This window comes from Fischerella sp. JS2 (assembly GCF_032393985.1).
Lineage (GTDB): Bacteria > Cyanobacteriota > Cyanobacteriia > Cyanobacteriales > Nostocaceae > Fischerella.
This window is the reverse complement of sequence record NZ_CP135918.1, coordinates 3,198,092-3,219,752: the sequence shown is the minus strand read 5'-3', so window position 1 is coordinate 3,219,752 and position 21,661 is coordinate 3,198,092. Positions and strand designations below refer to the sequence as shown.

The 21,661-nt window shown below is 42.3% G+C and carries 18 protein-coding genes; 12 read left to right on the top strand and 6 right to left on the bottom strand.

Features of this window, described 5'->3' with window-relative positions; translation table 11 throughout:
* Window positions 1-499: 499 nt before the first annotated feature.
* The 9 genes from RS893_RS13550 to RS893_RS13510 all read left to right on the top strand — a co-directional run bounded on the left by RS893_RS13550 (window position 500) and on the right by RS893_RS13510 (window position 10,660).
* The gene (locus tag RS893_RS13550; RefSeq protein WP_315791619.1) at window positions 500-2,617 is read left to right on the top strand and encodes a phosphodiester glycosidase family protein; all 2,118 of its coding nucleotides are present in this window, start codon (window positions 500-502) and stop codon (window positions 2,615-2,617) included.
* Between the two features lie 402 nt (window positions 2,618-3,019).
* Window positions 3,020-3,439, top strand: a complete 420-nt coding sequence (locus RS893_RS13545; protein WP_315791962.1) for a phosphomannose isomerase type II C-terminal cupin domain — start codon at window positions 3,020-3,022, stop codon at window positions 3,437-3,439.
* 329 nt (window positions 3,440-3,768) lie between these two features.
* Complete coding sequence (locus RS893_RS13540) at window positions 3,769-4,095, top strand: iron-sulfur cluster assembly accessory protein (protein WP_315791618.1); 327 nt, start codon at window positions 3,769-3,771, stop codon at window positions 4,093-4,095.
* A gap of 232 nt (window positions 4,096-4,327) precedes the next feature.
* On the top strand, window positions 4,328-4,702 hold the full coding sequence (gene rpsL, locus RS893_RS13535) for a 30S ribosomal protein S12 (protein ID WP_009456043.1): 375 nt from the start codon (window positions 4,328-4,330) through the stop codon (window positions 4,700-4,702).
* Window positions 4,703-5,228: 526 nt separating this feature from the next.
* Window positions 5,229-5,699 carry a 30S ribosomal protein S7 gene (rpsG, locus tag RS893_RS13530; protein ID WP_102152575.1) on the top strand — a complete coding sequence of 157 codons (471 nt, stop codon included), beginning with the start codon at window positions 5,229-5,231 and terminating at the stop codon, window positions 5,697-5,699.
* Window positions 5,700-5,847: 148 nt separating this feature from the next.
* On the top strand, window positions 5,848-7,926 hold the full coding sequence (gene fusA / locus RS893_RS13525; protein ID WP_315791617.1) for an elongation factor G: 2,079 nt from the start codon (window positions 5,848-5,850) through the stop codon (window positions 7,924-7,926).
* Between the two features lie 22 nt (window positions 7,927-7,948).
* Window positions 7,949-9,178 (top strand): elongation factor Tu, encoded by a 1,230-nt coding sequence (tuf, locus tag RS893_RS13520; RefSeq protein WP_315791616.1) that lies wholly within the window; start codon window positions 7,949-7,951, stop codon window positions 9,176-9,178.
* A 269-nt stretch (window positions 9,179-9,447) separates the two neighbouring features.
* Window positions 9,448-9,765 carry a 30S ribosomal protein S10 gene (rpsJ, locus tag RS893_RS13515; protein ID WP_008232935.1) on the top strand — a complete coding sequence of 106 codons (318 nt, stop codon included), beginning with the start codon at window positions 9,448-9,450 and terminating at the stop codon, window positions 9,763-9,765.
* A gap of 244 nt (window positions 9,766-10,009) precedes the next feature.
* On the top strand, window positions 10,010-10,660 hold the full coding sequence (locus RS893_RS13510) for an LON peptidase substrate-binding domain-containing protein (RefSeq protein WP_315791615.1): 651 nt from the start codon (window positions 10,010-10,012) through the stop codon (window positions 10,658-10,660).
* 45 nt (window positions 10,661-10,705) lie between these two features.
* Here RS893_RS13510 and pheA read toward each other — a convergent pair whose 3' ends face one another.
* The gene (gene pheA, locus RS893_RS13505; RefSeq protein WP_315791614.1) at window positions 10,706-11,572 is read right to left on the bottom strand and encodes a prephenate dehydratase; all 867 of its coding nucleotides are present in this window, start codon (window positions 11,570-11,572) and stop codon (window positions 10,706-10,708) included.
* A gap of 409 nt (window positions 11,573-11,981) precedes the next feature.
* Here pheA and RS893_RS13500 point away from each other — a divergent pair, with 409 nt between their 5' ends.
* On the top strand, window positions 11,982-12,575 hold the full coding sequence (locus tag RS893_RS13500) for a DUF1997 domain-containing protein (RefSeq protein WP_315791613.1): 594 nt from the start codon (window positions 11,982-11,984) through the stop codon (window positions 12,573-12,575).
* Window positions 12,576-12,810: 235 nt separating this feature from the next.
* Here the strand turns inward: RS893_RS13500 and RS893_RS13495 are convergent, their stop codons facing one another.
* The 4 genes from RS893_RS13495 to RS893_RS13480 all read right to left on the bottom strand — a co-directional run bounded on the left by RS893_RS13495 (window position 12,811) and on the right by RS893_RS13480 (window position 19,391).
* Window positions 12,811-13,473, bottom strand: a complete 663-nt coding sequence (locus RS893_RS13495; protein ID WP_315791612.1) for a ribonuclease HII — start codon at window positions 13,471-13,473, stop codon at window positions 12,811-12,813.
* A gap of 24 nt (window positions 13,474-13,497) precedes the next feature.
* Window positions 13,498-15,534 (bottom strand): Rne/Rng family ribonuclease, encoded by a 2,037-nt coding sequence (locus tag RS893_RS13490; protein ID WP_315791611.1) that lies wholly within the window; start codon window positions 15,532-15,534, stop codon window positions 13,498-13,500.
* Between the two features lie 563 nt (window positions 15,535-16,097).
* A complete protein-coding gene (locus tag RS893_RS13485; RefSeq protein WP_315791610.1) occupies window positions 16,098-18,827 on the bottom strand; it encodes a TIGR03936 family radical SAM-associated protein in 2,730 nt (909 codons plus the stop codon).
* Window positions 18,828-19,088: 261 nt separating this feature from the next.
* On the bottom strand, window positions 19,089-19,391 hold the full coding sequence (locus tag RS893_RS13480; protein WP_315791609.1) for an STAS domain-containing protein: 303 nt from the start codon (window positions 19,389-19,391) through the stop codon (window positions 19,089-19,091).
* A gap of 443 nt (window positions 19,392-19,834) precedes the next feature.
* On the opposite strand from RS893_RS13480, the gene RS893_RS13475 reads away from it, so the two are divergent.
* Window positions 19,835-20,029 (top strand): hypothetical protein, encoded by a 195-nt coding sequence (locus RS893_RS13475; RefSeq protein WP_062243040.1) that lies wholly within the window; start codon window positions 19,835-19,837, stop codon window positions 20,027-20,029.
* A 483-nt stretch (window positions 20,030-20,512) separates the two neighbouring features.
* Here the strand turns inward: RS893_RS13475 and RS893_RS13470 are convergent, their stop codons facing one another.
* Window positions 20,513-20,869 carry a hypothetical protein gene (locus RS893_RS13470; RefSeq protein WP_315791608.1) on the bottom strand — a complete coding sequence of 119 codons (357 nt, stop codon included), beginning with the start codon at window positions 20,867-20,869 and terminating at the stop codon, window positions 20,513-20,515.
* Window positions 20,870-21,280: 411 nt separating this feature from the next.
* Between RS893_RS13470 and clpS the strand changes: the two genes are divergently transcribed.
* Window positions 21,281-21,562, top strand: a complete 282-nt coding sequence (gene clpS / locus RS893_RS13465; protein ID WP_009456056.1) for an ATP-dependent Clp protease adapter ClpS — start codon at window positions 21,281-21,283, stop codon at window positions 21,560-21,562.
* Window positions 21,563-21,661: the final 99 nt, after the last annotated feature.

Sequence of the window (21,661 nt, the reverse complement as noted above, 5' to 3'; positions counted from 1 at the left end):
CCAATAAAATTCACTACTTTTGTGTAGCCTTTTTCGGCTTAACTAAAAAAATCACATTCTTGAGTTGTCTAAATTTTGAGACACAAATGATCCTGATTCAGCAACAAAATCAGCGTATTACACTATATACCCATTTGGCAATTCCTAAATATCTCTGGAGTAACTCTCTAGATTTTTACTGACCACCCTTTGTCACCTGTATTGCTGCTAGCTAAACCTCACTTAAGTAGCAAGTAATTAGTGAGGATGGTCCGCCTAGATCCAGCTTAAAAGCTTTTGACTGCTGTCATGTATTTATTTAGCGCTAGTTGTGATTTAGCACATTTAAAATCGCAGTCTTCGTAGTGGCAGAATTGCTTGTTGCTTTAACAAGAGACAAAAAGTCCATATATACATTATCACGTTCGTGTTCCAAACTCACGTCATGGTTTTTTGATATTCTCAAAAATTCAGTTAGTTTGTGTGTGAGTTGATTGTTTTCAAAAATACCTAAACATATATGGTAAAAACATCGAAATTTTGCCAACGCAACCGCAGTTATGTTGTAGTTGGTAACATTAGCAGACTTGTGAAGTTTTTGGCATCACCAATGGTTTTATCTGTACTGTGCTTAACAGCACTTGGAGATAGTGCGATCGCCTATAGTGATGTTCCTCAAAAGTTAATCACTTCGGAAAAACAGACCAAGACAAAAATTACCCAATCCCCAAATTTAACTCAACCAAAACCAACACTGATTCCCAAACCACCTGCACCTCCTTTGCAAGGGGTAATATACTATGGTAATCAAATTTCTCTCAATGGTCGAATCTTGCCAGGGGCATGGTTACAACGACGTTTAAAAGCTGGGCAATTAACAACTTACATCAGCGATGCCGCAATTAAACAATTCATTGGCGTAGATTTATTAAACAGCAATATTCCTACTAAACAACCAATCCAGTGGTATTCATCTGCGACTAAACCACCGATTTTAGTTAGCACATTCGCCGGAGGCTATCGCTACTTGGATATGACAAATTTTGCTAAAACATCTGGATGGCAGATGCAAGTGCAGGGAAATACCTTAGTCATATCCATACCCAACGCCAAAATCACAGATATTACTCAGACCAAAGAATCTTTAATAGAACGCATCACCGTCAATTTAGATCGTCCTACTCCTTGGCAAGTTAACCAAGAACCACTAGTTAAACAAAATCAACCTTTAAGCGACGACCCAAGTAACCCAGTTCCCAAACCAGCTGCTCCAACTACAAGAGATTGGACAATAACCTTAAATGGCATTGCCGATCCAGTTTTAATCCAGCGTTACACCCCTCCTCCATCTCCAGTGGAAAATATTCCTACTCCTGCGCCATTTCCAGAAAACATATTAAAGCAGATGGATCAAGGGCAACAAAATCCTCCTCCATCTTTAGAAGTTCCCCCTCCACCTCCCCCGCCATTAATCAAGCAAGTACAGGTAGTTAATAATCAAACAATTATTCGTCTACAAGTTCCCGTTGGGTTAGCCCCCTTAGTTAGCACTGTACCCAATCCTAACCGCCTACACATTGATGTTCGATCTGATACACTACTACCACGAGCAATTACTTGGGCTTCAGGATTAAACTGGCGTCAGCAGTATGTGAATCTAGGTCAAGAACGCTTTCCAGTCGTGTGGTTGGAAATTAATCCACGTACCGTCGGCTTAAAAATCAAACCGATTTTAACCAACTCCAATACTTTAGAAGGAACTGCTCCCCTATTGCAGACCGCACAACAGCAATTAGCAGTCGCAGCCATTAATGGTGGTTATTTTAACCGCAATAATCGCCTACCTTTGGGGGCAATTCGTCGGGATGGTCAATGGTTATCAAGTCCAATTTTGAACCGAGGTGCGATCGCTTGGAATGATTCTGGACAATTTTACATGGGTCGTCTGGCTCTTTTGGAAAATTTAATCACTCCTAACAACCAAAAATTGCCGATTTTAACTCTCAATAGTGGTTATGTCCAAAGTGGCATAGCTCGTTATACTCCTGCATGGGGAGCGAACTATTCTCCCTTAACTGACAACGAAATTATCCTGACAGTCCAGAAAAATCAAATAATCAATCAGTTACCAGCAGGCAAAGTAGATCAAAGTACTTTTCCGATTCCTGTGGACGGATATTTGCTCACCTTACGCGGTAATGGTACAAATATGGCTTCGCTGTTACCTGTTGGTTCTTCAGTTCGCATCGAAAGTTCCACCACTCCTGCTGAATTTAGCAATTACCCACATATTTTAGGAGCAGGGCCTCTGCTAGTACAAAATCGTCAAATTGTCCTTAATGCCAAAGGCGAACAATTCAGTAATGCTTTTATTGTCCAAAAAGCAATCCGTAGTGCTATTTGTAAAACTACAACAGGCAACCTCATGATCGCTGCTGTTCACAGTCGTGTTGGTGGTGCTGGCCCTACCTTGGCAGAACACGCTCAACTAATGCAGCAGATGGGATGTGTAGATGCGTTAAATCTAGACGGCGGTAGTTCTACCAGTCTTTACTTAGGAGGTCAACTTCTAGATCGTTTCCCCAATACCGCAGCTCGTGTTCATAATGGCATAGGAATTTTCTTGCAACCACGTTGAAGAAGGTGGGGAGGTGGGGAGGTGGGGAACTCGGGGCCCCCACTCCCCCAAGGGAGTGGGGATTAGGGGCAATGGGGAGGTGGGGAGGTGGGGGGAGTGGGAGGAGTGGAGGAGTGTGAGAAGTAGGCATTGAAGACTTAGTTATTTCTCCTTTGTCCCCCTTGTCCCTGATCCCCTATCCCTTAATTTAAAGCTAACTAAAAGTTGCCACCTAATTTGATGAAGACTTGATATAGATACGTTAGCGATCGCAGTCGTTGATTACACCCTAGACAGTGATTTTGCTATGTTTGGCAGGTGTGGGCTAGATTGCTGATTTATACGGTTGCAACATAGCGCCATTTTTTTACATCAATGGTTAAGAGTACTAACGGTTTTGTTATGTCTCCAAACGAGGTAACTATGGCTCAATACCAAGAAACAACACAAACTAATGCGCTGCCTTTGCCTTCAGCTATTACTGCCAGGGGTGTTGCAGCAACAGAACTGCGTCCTTGGGGTTCTTTTACGGTTTTGGAAGAAGGGCGCGGCTATAAAATTAAGCGTATCGAAGTTAAACCTGGACATCGGCTAAGCTTACAAATGCACCATCACCGCAGCGAACATTGGATAGTTGTTTCTGGCACAGCGAAGGTTGTTTGTGGTGAACAAGAAGTGTTGCTGGGCAATAATCAGTCTACATATGTACCCCAATGCACAGCCCATCGTTTGGAGAATCCTGGTGTAATTCCTTTAGTTTTAATTGAAGTACAAAACGGAGAATACTTAGGCGAAGATGATATTATCCGTTTCCAAGACGATTATGCTCGTACTGAAGATTAAAGCCATAACACTCACCTACTAGATTTATTTACTCACAAATTCTGAATTTGTTGGCTTTAATCTAGAGATAGAACATATTTCATTGCATAAAGATTTTTCTTTAACTATTGCGCGCGGTATGCTCCTGTTATTGTCAGGTTTTGTATGCCGCGCGTTAGTAATGGGGGGAGGTGGGGAATGTGAGGGGTGTGAGGGGTGTGAGGGGTGTGAGGGGTGTGAGGGGTGGATGTAGTAGAGAAATAGAAATAGTGATTAACTACTAACCACTAACAATTCATCAATACATGTAATATTTTTAAGATCAAGCTTTCAATTCCTAGACCGATTCTATGATTCATCTGAGTCCAGCAGCCGTAAGTGAGATTAAAAGATTAAAATCTAAGCAGCAGCAACCAAATCCGTTGTTTCGGTTGACAGTTAAACTCGGTGGTTGTTCTGGTTGGTATTATGATATGTGTTTTGATGAAATTGCTTCATCAGGCGATCGCACCTTTGAATGTGAGGGCATTCAAGTAGTCATAGATGCTGAAAGCTTTAATTACGTTAATGGCTTAACCATTGATTATTCTGAAGATCTCATGGGTGGTGCTTTTCGCTTCTATAATCCTCAAGCAAATGCTAGTTGTGGCTGTGGTAATTCATTTGCTATTGGTTAGTGGTTAGTAAATAGTAGTTAGTGGTTAACTGTCTTGAAAATGGGTGTAGGGGTGTAAGAAGATTGATATTTTCATGCTCTCTTTGTTAGCGCGATTGCCCGTGGAGGTCTAACTACTAACCAATAACCACTAACTACTAACAAATTTCCCTTGACTCTTGACATCTAAAAAAGATATAATCAGGGTTTGTTGTCAAAAGTTAAACTATAAGCAGCTTCACGCGCTGTAACTCATGCCCACAATACAGCAGCTAATACGTAACGAACGCGAAAAAGCGCGTCAAAAAACCAAGTCCCCAGCTCTGAAACAATGCCCACAACGTCGGGGCGTTTGTACCAGGGTATACACGACCACACCGAAAAAACCGAACTCGGCTCTGCGTAAAGTCGCAAGGGTAAGACTGACATCTGGATTTGAAGTCACAGCCTACATTCCAGGAATAGGTCATAACTTGCAAGAACACTCTGTTGTGATGATTCGTGGCGGTCGGGTTAAGGACTTACCAGGCGTGAGATACCACATTATTCGTGGCACATTAGATACAGCCGGAGTCAAAGACCGCAAGCAAGGTCGTTCCAAGTATGGAACTAAACGTCCAAAACAATAGAGAAGGCACGATTAATCGCGTTTCGGCTCGATTAATCGCGTTTGCTGGTTAATTGTTCCAAGAAAGTCGGTGACAGAACTTGAATTGGTTCGGTGCAAATACACAAGAATCAATTTCACGGCAGCTAGTTGCAATCCCAAAGTTTCCTAAGGGATTTAAATTTGTGTAAATTAGAATGTAAGACCTGAATGAAAGTAATTATTCACAGGCAGTTTGGAGTTCAAGCAGCTAGCTTCCATAAATCAAGTGTGAGAATCAAAGAAATCAAGTTACCCTTGTTATTGTCTCCTACATCCTGTTTGCTGTGAATGTAGGGGTTTTTTAAAATGCTATCAGCGACAGGAGCATTTTAATAGGATTTTATTAGCTATTAAATTAGCTATTAAGGTATATAATTATTGTCGCCTTGTATGTCTAGTTGAGGGCAGCAAGTTATAGAGGTCAGTGTCATTGCTATTTTTAGTAATGAAACGCTGCCTAAACACAAATCATCTAGTAGCTAAATTCAAAAATCTAAGGTTGAATTATGTCTCGTCGTGGTGTTACTCAAAAGCGCCCAGTTCCACCTGACTCTGTTTATAACAGTCGCTTAGTGAGCATGATGATCCGTCGCGTAATGCGTAGTGGCAAAAAATCACTTGCCGCGCGGATTGTTTATGATGCGATGAAAAATATTGGGGAAAGAACCGGAAGTGATCCATTGGAAACGTTTGAAAGAGCTGTGCGGAATGCAACGCCATTGGTAGAAGTAAAAGCTCGACGAGTAGGCGGTGCGACCTATCAAGTCCCAATGGAAGTACGTGCAGAACGCGGCACAAGTTTGGCATTGCGTTGGCTAGTACAGTTTTCTAGATCTAGACCCGGTCGGACAATGGCTGGCAGACTCGCTCAAGAATTGATGGATGCTGCCAACGAAACTGGTAGTTCAATTCGTAAGCGTGAAGAAACGCATCGGATGGCAGAAGCAAATAAAGCCTTTGCACATTATCGCTACTAATGTAGGGACGCGCCGCTTGCGCGTTTCTACAAGAGCAATAATATATCGTGGTATTTACTAAAAGAAAAAGACGGTTTACCGAAAAGATAGAATCTTAACAAAGTGTAATATACAAGATATCATGAGGCGAAAAGTATAGGAGGCAGCTGTGGCACGTACGAACCCGCTAGAGAAAGTACGCAATATCGGTATTGCGGCGCATATAGATGCGGGCAAGACAACAACAACAGAGAGAATTTTATTTTACTCTGGCATAATTCATAAAATTGGTGAAGTCCATGAGGGAACCGCTGTCACTGACTGGATGGATCAGGAGCGAGAGCGGGGAATTACTATTACAGCTGCTGCCATTAGTAGCAGTTGGAGAGATCATCAAATTAACATTATCGACACTCCAGGACACGTAGACTTCACAATTGAAGTGGAACGTTCCATGCGTGTTTTGGATGGTGTAATTACAGTTTTATGTTCTGTAGGTGGTGTGCAACCGCAAACAGAAACAGTATGGCGGCAAGCGGATCGCTACAAGGTTCCGCGTATCGTCTTTGTTAATAAGATGGATCGCACGGGCGCGAACTTCTACAAAGTTTACGAACAGGTGCGCGATCGCTTGCGGACTAACGCTATTCCTATTCAACTGCCTATCGGTAGCGAAAGTGATTTCCTGGGTTTAGTTGATCTAGTGAAGATGCGGGCGTATATCTACAGCAATGACCAAGGAACAGACATCAAGGAAGAGGACATTCCCGCAGACATGCAGGAATTGGTCGAAGAGTACCGTACCAAGCTAATTGAAGCGGTAGCTGAAACCGATGACGACTTGATGACCAAGTACTTTGAAGGTGAGGAACTCACTGAGGAAGAAATTCGTACTGCTCTGCGTAAAGGCACGATTGCTGGTACGATTGTACCCATGCTTTGTGGTTCTGCCTTCAAAAACAAAGGTGTACAGTTACTGCTGGATGCAGTAGTAGATTACTTACCTGCCCCCCCTGACGTACCCGCAATTCAAGGTACACTGCCCAATGGCGAAACAGTGGAACGTCATGCTGATGACAACGAACCCCTGTCAGCGCTCGCGTTCAAGATTATGGCTGACCCTTACGGCCGTCTGACTTTCGTTCGTGTTTATTCTGGCGTTTTGAAAAAGGGTAGCTACGTCCTTAACGCCACGAAGAACAAGAAAGAAAGAATTTCTCGTTTGGTGGTTTTGAAGGCAGATGACCGGATTGACGTAGATGAACTCAGAGCAGGGGATTTGGGAGCCGCACTAGGTCTAAAAGAGACTTTAACAGGTGACACCCTCACTGATGAAAGTTCACCAGTAATTCTGGAATCTCTATTCATTCCAGAGCCTGTAATCTCGGTAGCGGTAGAGCCCAAAACCAAAAACGACATGGACAAATTGTCCAAAGCTTTACAATCTCTCTCCGAAGAAGATCCGACTTTCCGCGTCAACGTCGATCCGGAAACCAACCAAACCGTGATTGCTGGAATGGGAGAGTTGCACCTAGAAATTCTGGTAGACCGGATGTTGCGGGAATTCAAGGTAGAAGCTAATGTTGGTGCGCCACAAGTAGCTTACCGTGAAACTATTCGCAAACACGTCAGCAGAATTGAAGGAAAATTCATCCGTCAAAGCGGTGGTAAAGGTCAGTATGGTCATGTTGTAATTGACCTAGAACCCGGAGAACCAGGAAGCGGCTTTGAATTCGTCTCCAAGATTGTTGGTGGTGCTGTACCGAAAGAGTACATCTCGCCAGTAGAAGCAGGTATGAAAGAAACCTGTGAATCAGGTATCCTAGCTGGATATCCACTAATTGACGTCAAAGCGACGCTGGTTGATGGGTCTTACCACGAAGTGGACTCCTCGGAAATGGCCTTCAAAATCGCTGGCTCAATGGCAATGAAAGAAGCTGTAATGAAAGCTTCACCCGTCCTTTTAGAGCCTATGATGAAAGTTGAGGTTGAAGTTCCCGAAAACTTCCTTGGGGATGTGATGGGCGACCTCAATTCCCGTCGTGGACAAATTGAGGGGATGGGTTCCGAGCAGGGTATCGCCAAAGTGACTGCTAAAGTCCCATTGGCAGAAATGTTTGGCTACGCCACTGACATCCGGTCGAAGACCCAAGGCCGAGGCATATTCTCGATGGAATTTAGCCACTACGATGAAGTGCCTCGCAACGTGGCTGAGGCAATCATAGCTAAAAGCAAAGGGAACGCTTAATTAAAAAAGGAAACGAGCATTCATGGCACGCGCAAAGTTTGAAAGGACTAAACCCCACGTTAATATCGGCACTATTGGCCACGTTGACCACGGTAAAACCACATTAACAGCAGCTATTACCATGACTTTGGCTGCGATCGGTAAAGCCACTGGTAAAGGTTACGATCAAATCGATAACGCACCAGAAGAAAAAGCGCGGGGTATTACCATTAATACCGCTCACGTTGAGTATGAGACAGAAAATCGTCACTATGCTCACGTGGACTGTCCTGGACACGCTGACTATGTGAAGAACATGATCACTGGTGCAGCGCAAATGGATGGTGCAATTCTCGTGGTTTCTGCGGCAGATGGCCCAATGCCTCAAACCCGTGAACACATTCTACTAGCACGTCAGGTAGGTGTACCCAACCTAGTTGTCTTCTTAAACAAAGAAGATATGGTGGATGACGAAGAATTGTTGGAACTGGTAGAGTTAGAAGTTCGTGAACTACTTTCCAGCTATGATTTTCCTGGTGACGACATCCCAGTAATTAAAGGTTCTGGTCTACAAGCCCTGGAAAAAATGACAGCTAACCCCAAAACACAGAAGGGTGAAGACAAGTGGGTAGATAAAATCTACGAACTGATGGATGCTGTAGATGCTTATATTCCCACACCAGAGCGTGATGTTGACAAGCCCTTCTTGATGGCTGTAGAAGACGTGTTCTCAATTACAGGTCGTGGTACAGTAGCAACCGGACGTATTGAACGGGGTAAAGTTAAAATCGGCGATAACGTGGAACTGGTTGGTATTAAACCAACTCGTGCTACCACCGTCACTGGTATCGAGATGTTCAAGAAGAGTCTCGAAGAAGGTATGGCTGGGGATAACGCTGGTATACTGTTGCGCGGTGTCCAAAAAACTGATATTGAACGGGGCATGGTAATTGCTAAGCCTGGTTCTATCACTCCTCATACTGAATTTGAAGGGGAAGTGTACGTTCTCACTGAGAAAGAAGGTGGTCGTAAAACTCCTTTCTTTGAAGGTTATCGTCCCCAGTTCTATGTACGGACAACCGACGTAACTGGCACTATCAAGACCTTTACCTCCGATGACGGCAGTGCCGCAGAAATGGTTATGCCCGGAGACCGGATCAAGATGACAGTGGAACTGATCAACCCGATCGCTATCGAACAAGGAATGCGCTTCGCTATCCGTGAAGGTGGTCGTACCATCGGTGCTGGCGTTGTTTCCAAGATTGTCAAATAGCATCTGTTGATCTTGATTAAACAAGGAGCAGAGGTGGTATAATTCCTCTCTGCTCCTTTATATTCCCCCAATAAAATTTTGGATTTTAGATTTTAGATTCAATCCAAAATCCAAAATCTCTCTTGAAAAGCTTTGAGGTTCCCTCTGGGACGCTACTTTGTAGACGCCCGCTTTCTCGGCTTCAAGGTAGAGTACGCCCCAAGCCCTAGCTCAAACTTTTCGCAAAATCTAAAATCTCTAGAACAGAACCGAACCAGGACAACCGAAAAATGGCTACTTTGCAGCAGCAAAAGATTAGAATTCGCTTACAAGCATTTGACCGTCGCTTACTAGATACATCTTGCGAGAAGATTGTAGATACAGCAAATCGTACCAATGCTACAGCGATTGGCCCTATTCCCTTACCTACAAAACGCCGGATCTACTGTGTGCTGCGATCGCCACACGTGGATAAAGACTCACGAGAACACTTTGAAACCCGCACCCATCGCCGCATTATTGATATTTATCAGCCTTCTTCTAAAACTATTGATGCTTTGATGAAACTGGATTTGCCTTCAGGTGTGGATATTGAAGTAAAACTCTAAATTAGTTAATGGTTATTGGTTAGTAGTTAGTAGTTAGTAGTTTACCCACTAACCACTAACCACTAACTACTAACAAAAAGGTGTGAATATTTACCTTGCCCTGAAAGATATATCTTCAGGGCTTTTTCTTAGCTGGGAAACAAATGATAGAATGTAGACGTAGTACGGCAAAAGCAAAAAATAAAAGAATATTTTAAAGAGAATCATCAGATAAAACTTATACCAAAGTCGTAACAAGGTAAAAATGACATCCTCTTCTAAAATTGCCGTTCGTGAGCTACCTCTGTTCCCTTTGTCAGAAGTAGTTTTGTTCCCCACAAAGCAGTTACCCCTGCACATCTTTGAATTTCGCTACAGAATTATGATGAACACTATTCTGGAAAGCGATCGCAGGTTTGGTGTACTCATGGTTGATCCGGTCAAAGGCATGATCGCAAATGTCGGTTGTTGTGCTGAAATTATTCATTGTCAGCGACTACAAGATGACCGGATGAAAATGATCACTTTGGGGCAACAAAGGTTTCGTGTTTTAGAGTATGTGCGTGAGAAGCCTTACCCTGTTGGTTTAGTCGAATGGATTGAAGATTACCCACCTACAAAAGATTTGCGCCCTTTGGCTAACGAACTGAGTCAGTTGTTACGAGATGTTGTGCGTCTGTCAGCTAAATTAACCGAACAACAGATCGAACTACCAGAAGATTTACCTGATTTACCTCTAGAATTATCTTATTGGGTAGCAAGTAATCTTTTGGGTGTACCTCTAGAGCAGCAAACGTTGCTAGAAATGCAAGACACTGTTGCTCGTTTAGAACGGGAAACAGAAATTTTGACTTCTACTCGTAATCACTTAGCAGCTCGTACTGTTCTCAAAGACACTTTTAATCAGAAGTTGTGAGTAGTTAGTAGTTAGTAGTTACCACTAACCACTATCAACTAACAACTAACCCACAGGCAAAACACCATAACTGCCAAAAATTTTTAGTATTTCTGTGTATTGAGTTAATTCTTGTAAGGCAGATTGCATTTGTAGTTGAGATGTGTCTGCTTCTGCATCGATAAAAAATAAATATTCCCCTAGCGATCGCTTTGTAGGGCGAGACTCAATTCGACTGAGATTAATACCTAATTGAGCAAATACTTGTAGTGGCTTAACTAAGGCCCCCGGTACATTAGCGCCAACGCTAAAAGCTAGCGAAGTGTGGCTAATTTTGAGAGAAGATTTTTGATCGCTATTAGGCATATCACTCTGACTTACTACCCAAAAGCGAGTACAGTTTTCTGGGTAATCATTAATGCCGTTGACTAATACGGGTAAATTGTAAAGTTGTGCTGCTCGTTCAGAGGAGATAGCTGCTGCTGTCAAATCTTGCTTGAGTGTTTGCAATGCTTCGGTTGTAGAATTAGTAGGAATTACCTGTACACTTGGGAGAAATTCCTCCAACCATTTTTGGCATTGTGCTAAAGCTTGCGGGTGAGAGTAAACTGTTTTAATGCTTTCTAGGCTATGAGCGCAGGAAATCAAAGTGTGAACAATTGGTATCACCAAAGCCAACTGAATTTGTAAATTGTCCAGTTGCCATAGGGTGTCCATAGTCATAGTCACACTGCCTTCAATCGAATTTTCTACAGGTACAACAGCCAGGTGTACCTGAGATTGGGCGACAGCTCGCAGTGTTTGGGCAATACTAGGATAAGGACATAAGATAGCCTTAAGTCCTTGATTTTTGCTCAACCAGCTGACATACAGAAGTGCTGCTTGCTCTGCGTAAGTGCCAGGGGGGCCTAAATGTGCGATCGATAAAGTCATGAGGTTTTATTGAAAATGTAAGTCTGTTTAGCCTCGCAAAAGCTAGCGATGCTAAAGAAAGTTATTTAGGGAATAGAGGCTTCTATCCCAAATCCAAACTGCTAAAATTACTTTGCATGAAGTCTACACTTCAGATTTGGTAGATGCTTTTTCAATCTCTGTTGAGAATAAAAACTTGAATAGGGAAATTTGCACCTAATACTTGATAGAATACACTTTATAACCTATAATTATCTAGCTGCAAATAGAATTACAAAGCAATTAAAATATAAATTTTTTTATCTATAAATATAGAACTCTCAGTTAATATAGATTCAAAAAAATTTTTAGTCTCCTCACCCTCATTTTTATCAAAAACTCCAAAAATTAAAAAATAATAGAATTATAAAACAATTATTTTCATGAACGCATGTCTACCAAATTTACCGCTTCCCAATCGGTAGAAATTGCTGTTCCACAACAGCCTATTCCCATTCAGCACTACTTGCGTCAGCCTCAACGTCTGGTCTATGCATTAGTAGACACGAATCGAATTCAGCCCTTAGCTGATGATATTTTTCGTTTAAAAATGCGTCCCCTTGCTTTTATGTCACTCAGTATTCAGCCTACTGTAGATATGAAAGTTTGGGCAGAATCTAATGGTAAAATTCATTTGCGATCGCAAGGTTGTGAAATCCTTGGCATTGAGTATATTAACCAGCGCTTCAATCTCAATTTAAAAGGGTATTTATCACCATATCAATTCAACACTGGCACTCATTTACGAGGTAGAGCGGATTTAGAAGTAGAGGTAGAGTTACCACCACCATTTTCCTTTACTCCCAAAACAATTTTAGAAACCACTGGCAATGGTTTATTGAAAAGTGTACTCTTAACGATCAAGCAAAGACTGTTACATCAATTAATAGCTGATTATCGTCGCTGGGTAATGCTACAAATCCAACCAGGAAAGCTAATTAGCGATGAGCAAAGTCCAGAGTTACCCATTTTAAATATTGAGTAATCATCGTCGAGACTGGTAGGAGGACAAGGGAAGCGGGACACGGGGGACAAGGGGGACACGGGGGACAATGAAGACAAGGAGGAGAAGGAAAAGGGAATGTAGTGGGTCATGAACTTTTAGTACATAGCACCCCGATGAAAATCTTTATTCCTTCTGCCTTCTGCCCTGGTGCCTTCTGCCTTATTTTCAGAGTAGAGCAAACATTCTCCGCGTCTTCTTCCCTTTGCCTTGTCCATTAAATTCGGCAAGGACGAAAAGACTTGCGATGTAAAGGTGAAAGCCCATGTTCTTGCAGTGCTAGTAAATGTTTTGGACTTCCATAACCCTTATTTTGCTCTAAATCGTACATAGGATATTTAGAGGCAAGTCGCACGATTAAGTCGTCTCGCCACACCTTAGCAATTATACTAGCAGCAGCAATAGCCAGCGATCGCTCGTCTCCCTTGACAATATTTTGTTGCAGGAGTGGCAAATCTTTAATTGATTGCTTACCATCAATTAAGCAGAGTGTAGGCTGCACCTTTAGCTTCAGCACTGCTCGCTTCATCGCTAAAAGTGTAGCTTGCAAAATATTTATTTGGTCAATTTCAACAACTGAAGCAAAGCCTATTTTACAGTCAATAGCAGCAGAGTGGATATGTTGAGCTAGCTGACTTCTGCGAGAGCTAGACAGCTTTTTACTATCCTTAATTTTTGCTGCTATCAGTGCAGGCAGAGCATCATTTGGTAATATCACTGCTGCTGCAACTACAGGCCCAAACAAACAGCCCCGCCCTACTTCATCCACACCTGCAACTGGCCCACAGATGTCTGAAAACGCGGAGAATTCTAGCCAACTAGCTTGCTGCTGAAGTGTTGGCAAATCAACAGAAGCTTTATCTGGCTTGAGCTTGGCCATATTCAATGTTTTGAACTTTTAGCTTTAGCTTTCATCTGTTGAATCTGTCTCCAAAGCAGAAGAACGACGGCGACGACGACGGACAACAGTAGTGGTAGTAGCTTCTGTTTCATCTGCCATCATAGGCAAGTCAGATGTCTCAGTTGCTACTGGTGGTGATGGTTCTGTTTCTAGCGGAGCCTCTATGGTGCTAGTTGCCGTTTGAGCAATTACTTCCGGAGTTGTTTGTGTGGGCATAGTAGCAGCTTGACCAGGCAAAGTGACGTTAATAATTACAGACTTGGGATTTCTCACTTCCCGGTTCAACTTCACCAATGGTGAAACTCCCATTAAAGCGTAGACATCTTGTTCCGGTGGTGTCATTTCCACAGTTACAATCTCTGGTGGTTCTACCACTGGTTTGACTATCTCCGGTCTTGAGATTTTAGCTCGTTCTCCTCTTTCCACCCAACCTGATTTATTAATATTAGGTATTGGTAGATCAGAAGTCTCTACTAAGTCTCTGTCTGCATCAATGTCCATATCTGGCTCATTCACCAGTGATAATGGGTTGCCATTGATGCGTGGCTCTTCTTTACCATTACCGCCATTTAGACCAATGCGACGACGACGACGTCTCTTGCTATCACTAATTTCTTGATAGCTGGGATGGTTGCTAAGATTCAATCCACCTAAATCGGTATCGTGTTCGTATCCTTCCCCGAATCCTTCGTAACTATCCCGTGGTTCACTCAAGCGAGGAGACGGCAGACGGGGTTCTCTTTGAGGCAAAGATACAAAGCGTTCTGGTAATTCGGCTGGTGATGCGATGGAACGGCTTTCTGTTTCTCCAGGTAAATGCACAACATGTCCTAAACCACCACAGGTTTGACAAGGTTCGCTAAACAATTCGTAAATATTTTGACCTTGACGCTTGCGGGTGAGTTCTACTAGACCTAGTTCAGTTAATTGAGCAATCTGAGGACGGGCTTTGTCTGCTTTCAAGGCTTTGTTAAAGTGTTCCAGGACGTGCTGTTGGTCACGTCGTGTTTCCATATCAATGAAGTCAACGACTATCACACCAGCAATATTCCGTAAACGTAGCTGGCGGGCTATTTCTGTGGCAGCTTCGCAGTTTGTCCATAACACTGTTTCTCTGGCTGTTGCTGATCGCGTAAATGAACCAGAGTTGACATCGATCACTGTTAATGCTTCGGTGGGTTGGATGATAATGTAACCACCAGAAGGAAGGTCTACTCTAGGTTTGAGGGCTTCTTTGATCGCAGCGTTGATCCGGAAGTATTCTAAAATTGCTGTGCGATCGCGGTGGTGGTCAATTAACAATCCTTGTGGTACTTGTCCACCACTCCAGTTTTGCAAATACTGCTTCACCCGTTTTAAACCAGTACTAGAGTCTACGACTATGCGGTTGACATCCGCACCATACATATCGCGCAATACACGCTGGATAAAGTCATCATCCCGGTTGAGGAGTGCAGGGGCGCGGGTAGAAACTGCTTCTTGTTGAATAGCTTCCCATTGTTTTTGTAGGTTTTCTAAATCCTCAATGATTGCTTCTTCTGGTTTGCCTTCTGCTTCGGTGCGAACCAACAAACCCATCCCCGCAGGTTTAATTAAAATTGCTAATGCCCGTAAGCGGTTACGTTCATTTTCATTTTTGATTCGGCGGGATAAATTTACACCCCGTCCGTAGGGCATGAGTACGACGTAACGTCCGGGTAAGGTAATGTTTCCTGTAAGCCTTGGCCCCTTTGTCCCTGTTGGCTCCTTCATTACTTGCACTAATACTTTTTGTTGTGGTGCTAGTAATTCTGTGATGGCTGCTGCTGTACGCTTGAGCCGTAATGGGCCTAAGTCTGTAACGTGAATAAATCCGTTGCGTTCTGGGTCGCCGATATTTACGAAAGCAGCATCTATCCCAGGTAATACATTTTCTACTACTCCTAAGTAGATATCACCAATTTGGTGATGACCTGTAGCAACAACTAATTCTTGTATTTGATCTTCAGAAAAGACGGCAGCTATTTGATGCTGCTCCGCGATAATAATTTGTTTTGGCATTCAATTTCCTCAAAAATTGGCAGCAAAAATAGACTTGGGGGCACGTTGTCCCTATTGCCCCTGCAAGCCCAAACAGGCGCTGCTGTTAGTAAAAACTGCGAACCAAAGCCCACACTTAAAGAGCTATCGACTGAGAAAATGCGTTTACACGCCCGATTTTTCCAGAACGGCTGCATATTATTTAAGCAATTTAATCACCCGTCCATGGTTAATTTTTAATGCAATGCACTCATTCTCTAAGAATTAGGCATTCAGCATGTGTGTTAAAAATCATAAAGTTGAGAGAAGCCGACGGAGCCTTTTATGTAGTCACTGATTCACAAGGTAGCCATCAAGAGAGAGTGTTCTTGAATCTGCCTGGTGGTGGTCTGGGATAAAATCCTAGATGTTGCTCTCTAAATCTTTGCTTTCAAACCCTGAGTACCAGGATTGTGAACCAAATAACTCAATGCAGCGCCAGAAAATTCTCTTCATATCATTCTAACGCAACCTTGTTAAAAATCAATTCCCCATGTCCAAAATTGAGGGGTAACTAAATAGCAAGTTACCCCTGAAAGTATGAACTAGTCGCGCAACAGCAAACGACGGCGATGGATTTGCAGTAGTTGTAATTCTTTACCAGACACTTGTTCTAGCATAAACAGAACTTGTTCTGGACGCAACAGCGTACCATCTGGACGACAACTACCCAAATAACGCAAACTCACTGCTGATTGTGCATCGACATTAGTAATTTCCAGCAATTCCATCTCAAATAAGCGATCGCGCAGATTTACTAACTGAGTTTTGCCTGACTTAGTAGTTTGCTCATACCAAAGCTCACTTTTTTGTGTAATTGTATTCAGCCATTCTTGCCATTGTGATGCTGTTGATGATTCTGGTACAGCGATCTTAAGTACATACTCAGCAGCTTCTAGCCCTTGGGTAGCAGCAGGAGCTTTTAAATCCAGCTCTACCACATCATATATAGGTATATCACTAGATAGTACATCTACCAATCTTTGGCGAAAAGTATCCACATCCAGTCGCTGAGTTAACTCAAAATCCACAATTTCACCACTACTGGTAGCTCCCAAAGGCAAAGCCGAAGCCACAGAAATCCGGGGTGATGGATGATACCCACCTGTAAAAGCAATTGGCAATCCAGCTCGCCGCATGGCTCGATCAAACAAGCGCATTATATCGAGGTGGCTAATCAGAGCCATATCGCCTTGTTTGCCAAACCATACCCGTAGTCTTTGAACTCTAGTAGTATTAGGTACAAACTGTCCCGCAAATTCTGGGATTGGTAGTGGGGGAATGACAATGTTATGACCAAAGTCTGTGCCGCAGACACCACAGTGAGAACAACCATCAAATGAGCAATCAGGAACGATCGCAGCTTCTAGGGCGCGTTTTAAGTCTTCTTTTAGCCATTTTTTGTCGATACCAGTGTCTATATGGTCCCATGGTAGGGGTTTGTTGAGGGAGGGAGGGAGTGGAGTGTGAGGAGTGTGAGGAGTGAGGAAAGACAAGGAAGCAATTTCTCCTTCTTGTCCCCCTTGTCCCCTGATCTCCTCTGTCCCAAACAAATTCCACTCGCCATTCTCAACTTGGCGGTATTTCCAACTGAGGCCAGCTTCAGCGATCGCAACTCCCCAAGCATTGTATGCACGCTCGATGCTGTCGTACCAGGAATCCATACCTGCACCTAATTCCCAGGCCCGATGTAAAACTTTACCAAGAGAGCGATCGCCTCTACCGATAAAATCTTCCATCGCTGACAGCCGCACATCGGTAAAGTTTACCTTCACGCCTTTCATGCGGCGGAATTCTTGTTGCAGCAACTTTTGCTTACGTTCAAACTCAGCACTAGCAACCGAGTGCCACTGAAATGGCGTATGGGGCTTGGGTGTAAAGTTAGAAATTGTCAAATTGAATGCCATTGGTTTCCTACCCTTCGCCCGACATTCCCGTTGTAACCAACTGACTGTTTCAGCAATACCCAACACATCTGCATCGGTTTCCCCTGGTAAACCGATCATGAAATATAACTTGATTTTGTCCCAGCCTTGTTCCCAAGCTGTTTTTACACCCCGTAATAACTCTTCATTCGTCAAACCCTTGTTGACAATATCTCGCATTCTTTGAGTGCCAGCCTCTGGGGCAAAGGTTAGACCACTTTGTCGCATTCCACCCAGAATATTAGCGATATTTTCATCAAATCTGTCTACCCTCTGGCTGGGCAGAGAAAGAGAAATATTGTCATTTTTGAGGCGATTTTTGATTTCCATGCCCACTGCTGGCAGGGACAAATAATCAGAACAACTCAAAGAGAGTAAAGAAAATTCGTTGTACCCAGTTTCCCGCATTCCCTTCTCAATTGCTGCCACCACCTTTTCTGGTTCCACATCCCGTGCTGGGCGGGTAAGCATTCCGGGTTGGCAGAAGCGACAACCACGAGTACAACCGCGTCGAATTTCAATCGTCAAGCGATCATGGACTGTCTCGACGTAAGGAACTAACCCAATCGAATAAGCAGGAATGGGCGTAGCAACTCGTCGCAAAATCCGTTTGGGTACATCTGGCCGGTTGGGATGTACAGAACCATCCGCAGCCATATTGTAAAACTGGGGAACGTATACACCCGGTATTTGTGCCAAGTCTAGCAAGAGTTCTTGCCGACTTAAGCCTGCTTGTTTACCTTCTTCTAAAACTAAACCAATTTCTGGCAGAAGTTCTTCACCGTCCCCTAAGGCGAAAAAGTCAAAGAAATCGGCGTAGGGTTCGGGATTGGATGTCGCTGTCTGTCCACCAGCAAAAATTAACGGATAACAAAAGGATTGGGGAATGCTCCCATGTCCTCCAAGTCGTCCCCCTTGTTTCCTTATCTCCCTTGTCCTTTCATTTCTTTCTTTCCAGGTCAGGGGAATACCAGCCAAATCCAACATTTCTAAAATATTGGTAGCACCAAGTTCATAACTGAGGCTAAAACCCAAAATATCAAATTCTGTAAGCGATCGCTTTGACTCAACGGCAAATAATGGCGTTTTGGTTGTCCGCAATTTAGCCGCTAAGTCTGGATTTGGTAGGTAAGCGCGATCGCATAATTGACGTGGTTGGGCATTTAAAATGTTATAGAGAATGATATGCCCTAAATTAGAGGCTCCTACTTCGTATACTTCGGGATAAGTCAATACCCAACGTATCACTGCCGTTCCCCACGGCTTGTGTATTGCCAGACGCTCATTACCCAGGTAACGACCTGGTTTGATGATATCTGAGGTGATTAGTTTTTCAACTGCAATAGCCACTGTGCTATTCTTCTAGCTATTTTAAATAAATTACTTTGACACCAACCTGGACTAGATTAAAACATTTGAGATTCGCTGAACAGCCTTCTGCTAAAGAATCTTAACCCAAAATGTCAAATCTCAAATCCAAAATTGGTATTACTCACCTCCAACCTTAGCATTGATTAGGTAATTTCAGAGTGTTAATTAGTGTTTACAAAATTTTTTCATGCCAATCAACTTAAAAGTGAGTGAGAAGCGACTTAAAATGCTACTTTACCTTCAAAATATTTCAAAAACTTTATCGAGTTGAGTAAGTTCAAATACAATTCTCAGAGATGGGGAAACCGAGCAAAGGCTAAATTGTCTTCCTAAGTCTTGAGCAAACTTGAGTGCAGATACCAGCGCCATTAAGCCAGCACTATCTAATGCTTCTACTTGCTCCAAATCTACCAGCAATCTACTGCTTGTATTTTGTGCCAGTGCTTTTATTAAATCTTGTTTAAATTCCAGAGCATTAGCAGCATTTAAACTGCCCTGAGGACGAATGACCGTAATTGTTGGATTCTTAAGCACCGCTTGCATAGTGTCATCCTAAATGTAATGTAAATTTTTTGAATAATGGAAGATAGATGTATTTGACCATATACTCTTTCTGCCTACATCGACCATTTGTATTACTTCTCTTTGTGGAATCTTTATTGGTCTAATATTTCTGTTTAAAGATTGTCAAATCCCAAAGAAAATGTATTTAAGTATACTTTTGTTAAAATAAAGATTAAATATTATTGCTTGCCATGTCCCTTAGTTTTCAATCAGTTATTACTAAAGTTTGGTAAATGCCAACATTCAAGCAATGTTAAAGGTTCTACCTGCACTTCAACCATGTGATAGATGCAGGAGGCGATCGCGAATCAAATCACTCCTAAGGTGTGATTCAGATCACTGCTAACCTACGTGTCAGATCACATTTTATACAAAATTGTGGCTGGGATAATAACTATATAAAGTTGGTTGGTTAATTACGTATGAAAACTAGATATGTTATTCGTCAACTAGTAGAAAGAGCGCTTCTAATAAAAAAATTAACTCCGGAAATAGAAAATGAAATCAACTCAGAACTAACAGAAATGGGTTACATCTCTGACATTGATTATGAAGCATTGGAATTGTTAATGGCAGAAATGGATGCTGGGCGTATCCAATTAGTGCCAAATATCTAAAAAAATACTTACTATTACAGTACTTTATGTTACTAATAATACTTAAAAAGTAACTGTAAATAATCAAGCTTAGGAATTTGGTAATATAAGTCTTAGTAACAGCAGTGTTTGCTGATATTTTGTTGTAAAAAATATTTCAAGATTGAAAATTAAGCACAAGGCACGCTTTGTTTGGGGAAAAAGAGTTTTAGATTTTCTTTTGTAGTGTGAGCAGTTTAGAAGTGTGTCTAGAATCTTAACGATTATTTATTTTTGTAGCTTGAGCTAATCTTTATCTCAGATGAGATTATAAACCCATTATCAAAGCTTAAAGCTTTATTATTTAGAAATTATGTCCAAGGTGAATTAAGATAGCTAAGATATTCTATTTTCATAGAGACATGAGAAATTTTGCGTATTTCTAGATATAAACTGCAAAGCTTTAAGTATGTAGTGTTTTGCTTCATTCAAGTGAAGCATAATTTTTTATCTCACACAACGCTACTAGCCTGTACATCCTTTCTTATAAGCTTGCCAAACCTTATGAATAAACTGATGAAGTAGCTGTTTAGCAGGGGAGTCTAGTTCAGGTTTTGGTTCTTTTGCTAATACCTGACTCAATAGATCAATGACTTCTGTATCTAAAGCTGGTCGAAATAAATTTATAGGCCAAAGTAGGTCAGACGCTTCACGTAAATCATTAATGATTGGAGGTTCCGAAGATTTGACCAATAACAGCAAAGGACGTACCCAGCACAACTGACGAGAAATCACAACTTGAATAACTTCCACATATAGTTTACTATCATCATGCTCTAAAGATACTATTTGCCCTGGTTGAAAATTAGGTGTAATCTCCATATTTACATAGCTTCGTCAGTGGCAATCATTGTGCTGCTGCTCTTTTATTAAAAGCTAGCATAGGCAATAGCAATCTGGGGATAGGGGAAGGGGAGGACAAGGGTCGGAGTCGGGGATTGGGGATTGGAAGGAAGACCAGGGGGACACGGGAGAGTGGGGAGTGTAGGGAGAGTGTAGACGCGCCCATCGGCTTCCCGTAGGGTGGAGTGTGGGGAGTATAGAATAACCACTAATGTACAGACGCGATGTTCCTCGCGTCTGTACCCACTAATCACTAACAACCATCAACCAATAACTACCAACAACCTTTTCATTGCTATACAATAGTTTAAGTAACTGTGAAGCTAATTCTAGTAAACAACCTTTAGATAAAAAATTTGTTGTAGTAAATAACCAAAAGAGCAAACAGCCGTGTCAGTCGAAACCCAACAGAAGCGTTCAACATCCAGAAAACTAGCGCCTCAGTATCGCGTTTTGCTCCATAACGACGACTACAACACTATGGAGTATGTGGTACAGGTTCTATTAACCACCGTGCCCAGCCTGACTCAACCTCAGGCTGTTAGCATTATGATGGAAGCCCATAGCAACGGTCTTGCTTTAGTTATTACCTGCGCTCAGGAACCTGCTGAGTTTTATTGTGAGACATTAAAAAATCATGGCTTGACCAGCACAATTGAACCAGAAGAATAAATCAGTTATCAGTAAACAGTTATCAGTAAACAATTCGATCACTAATAAATTTTAAAACCAAGTTGGTTTCTCAGTGAGATAAACTAACTTAAATTCCTA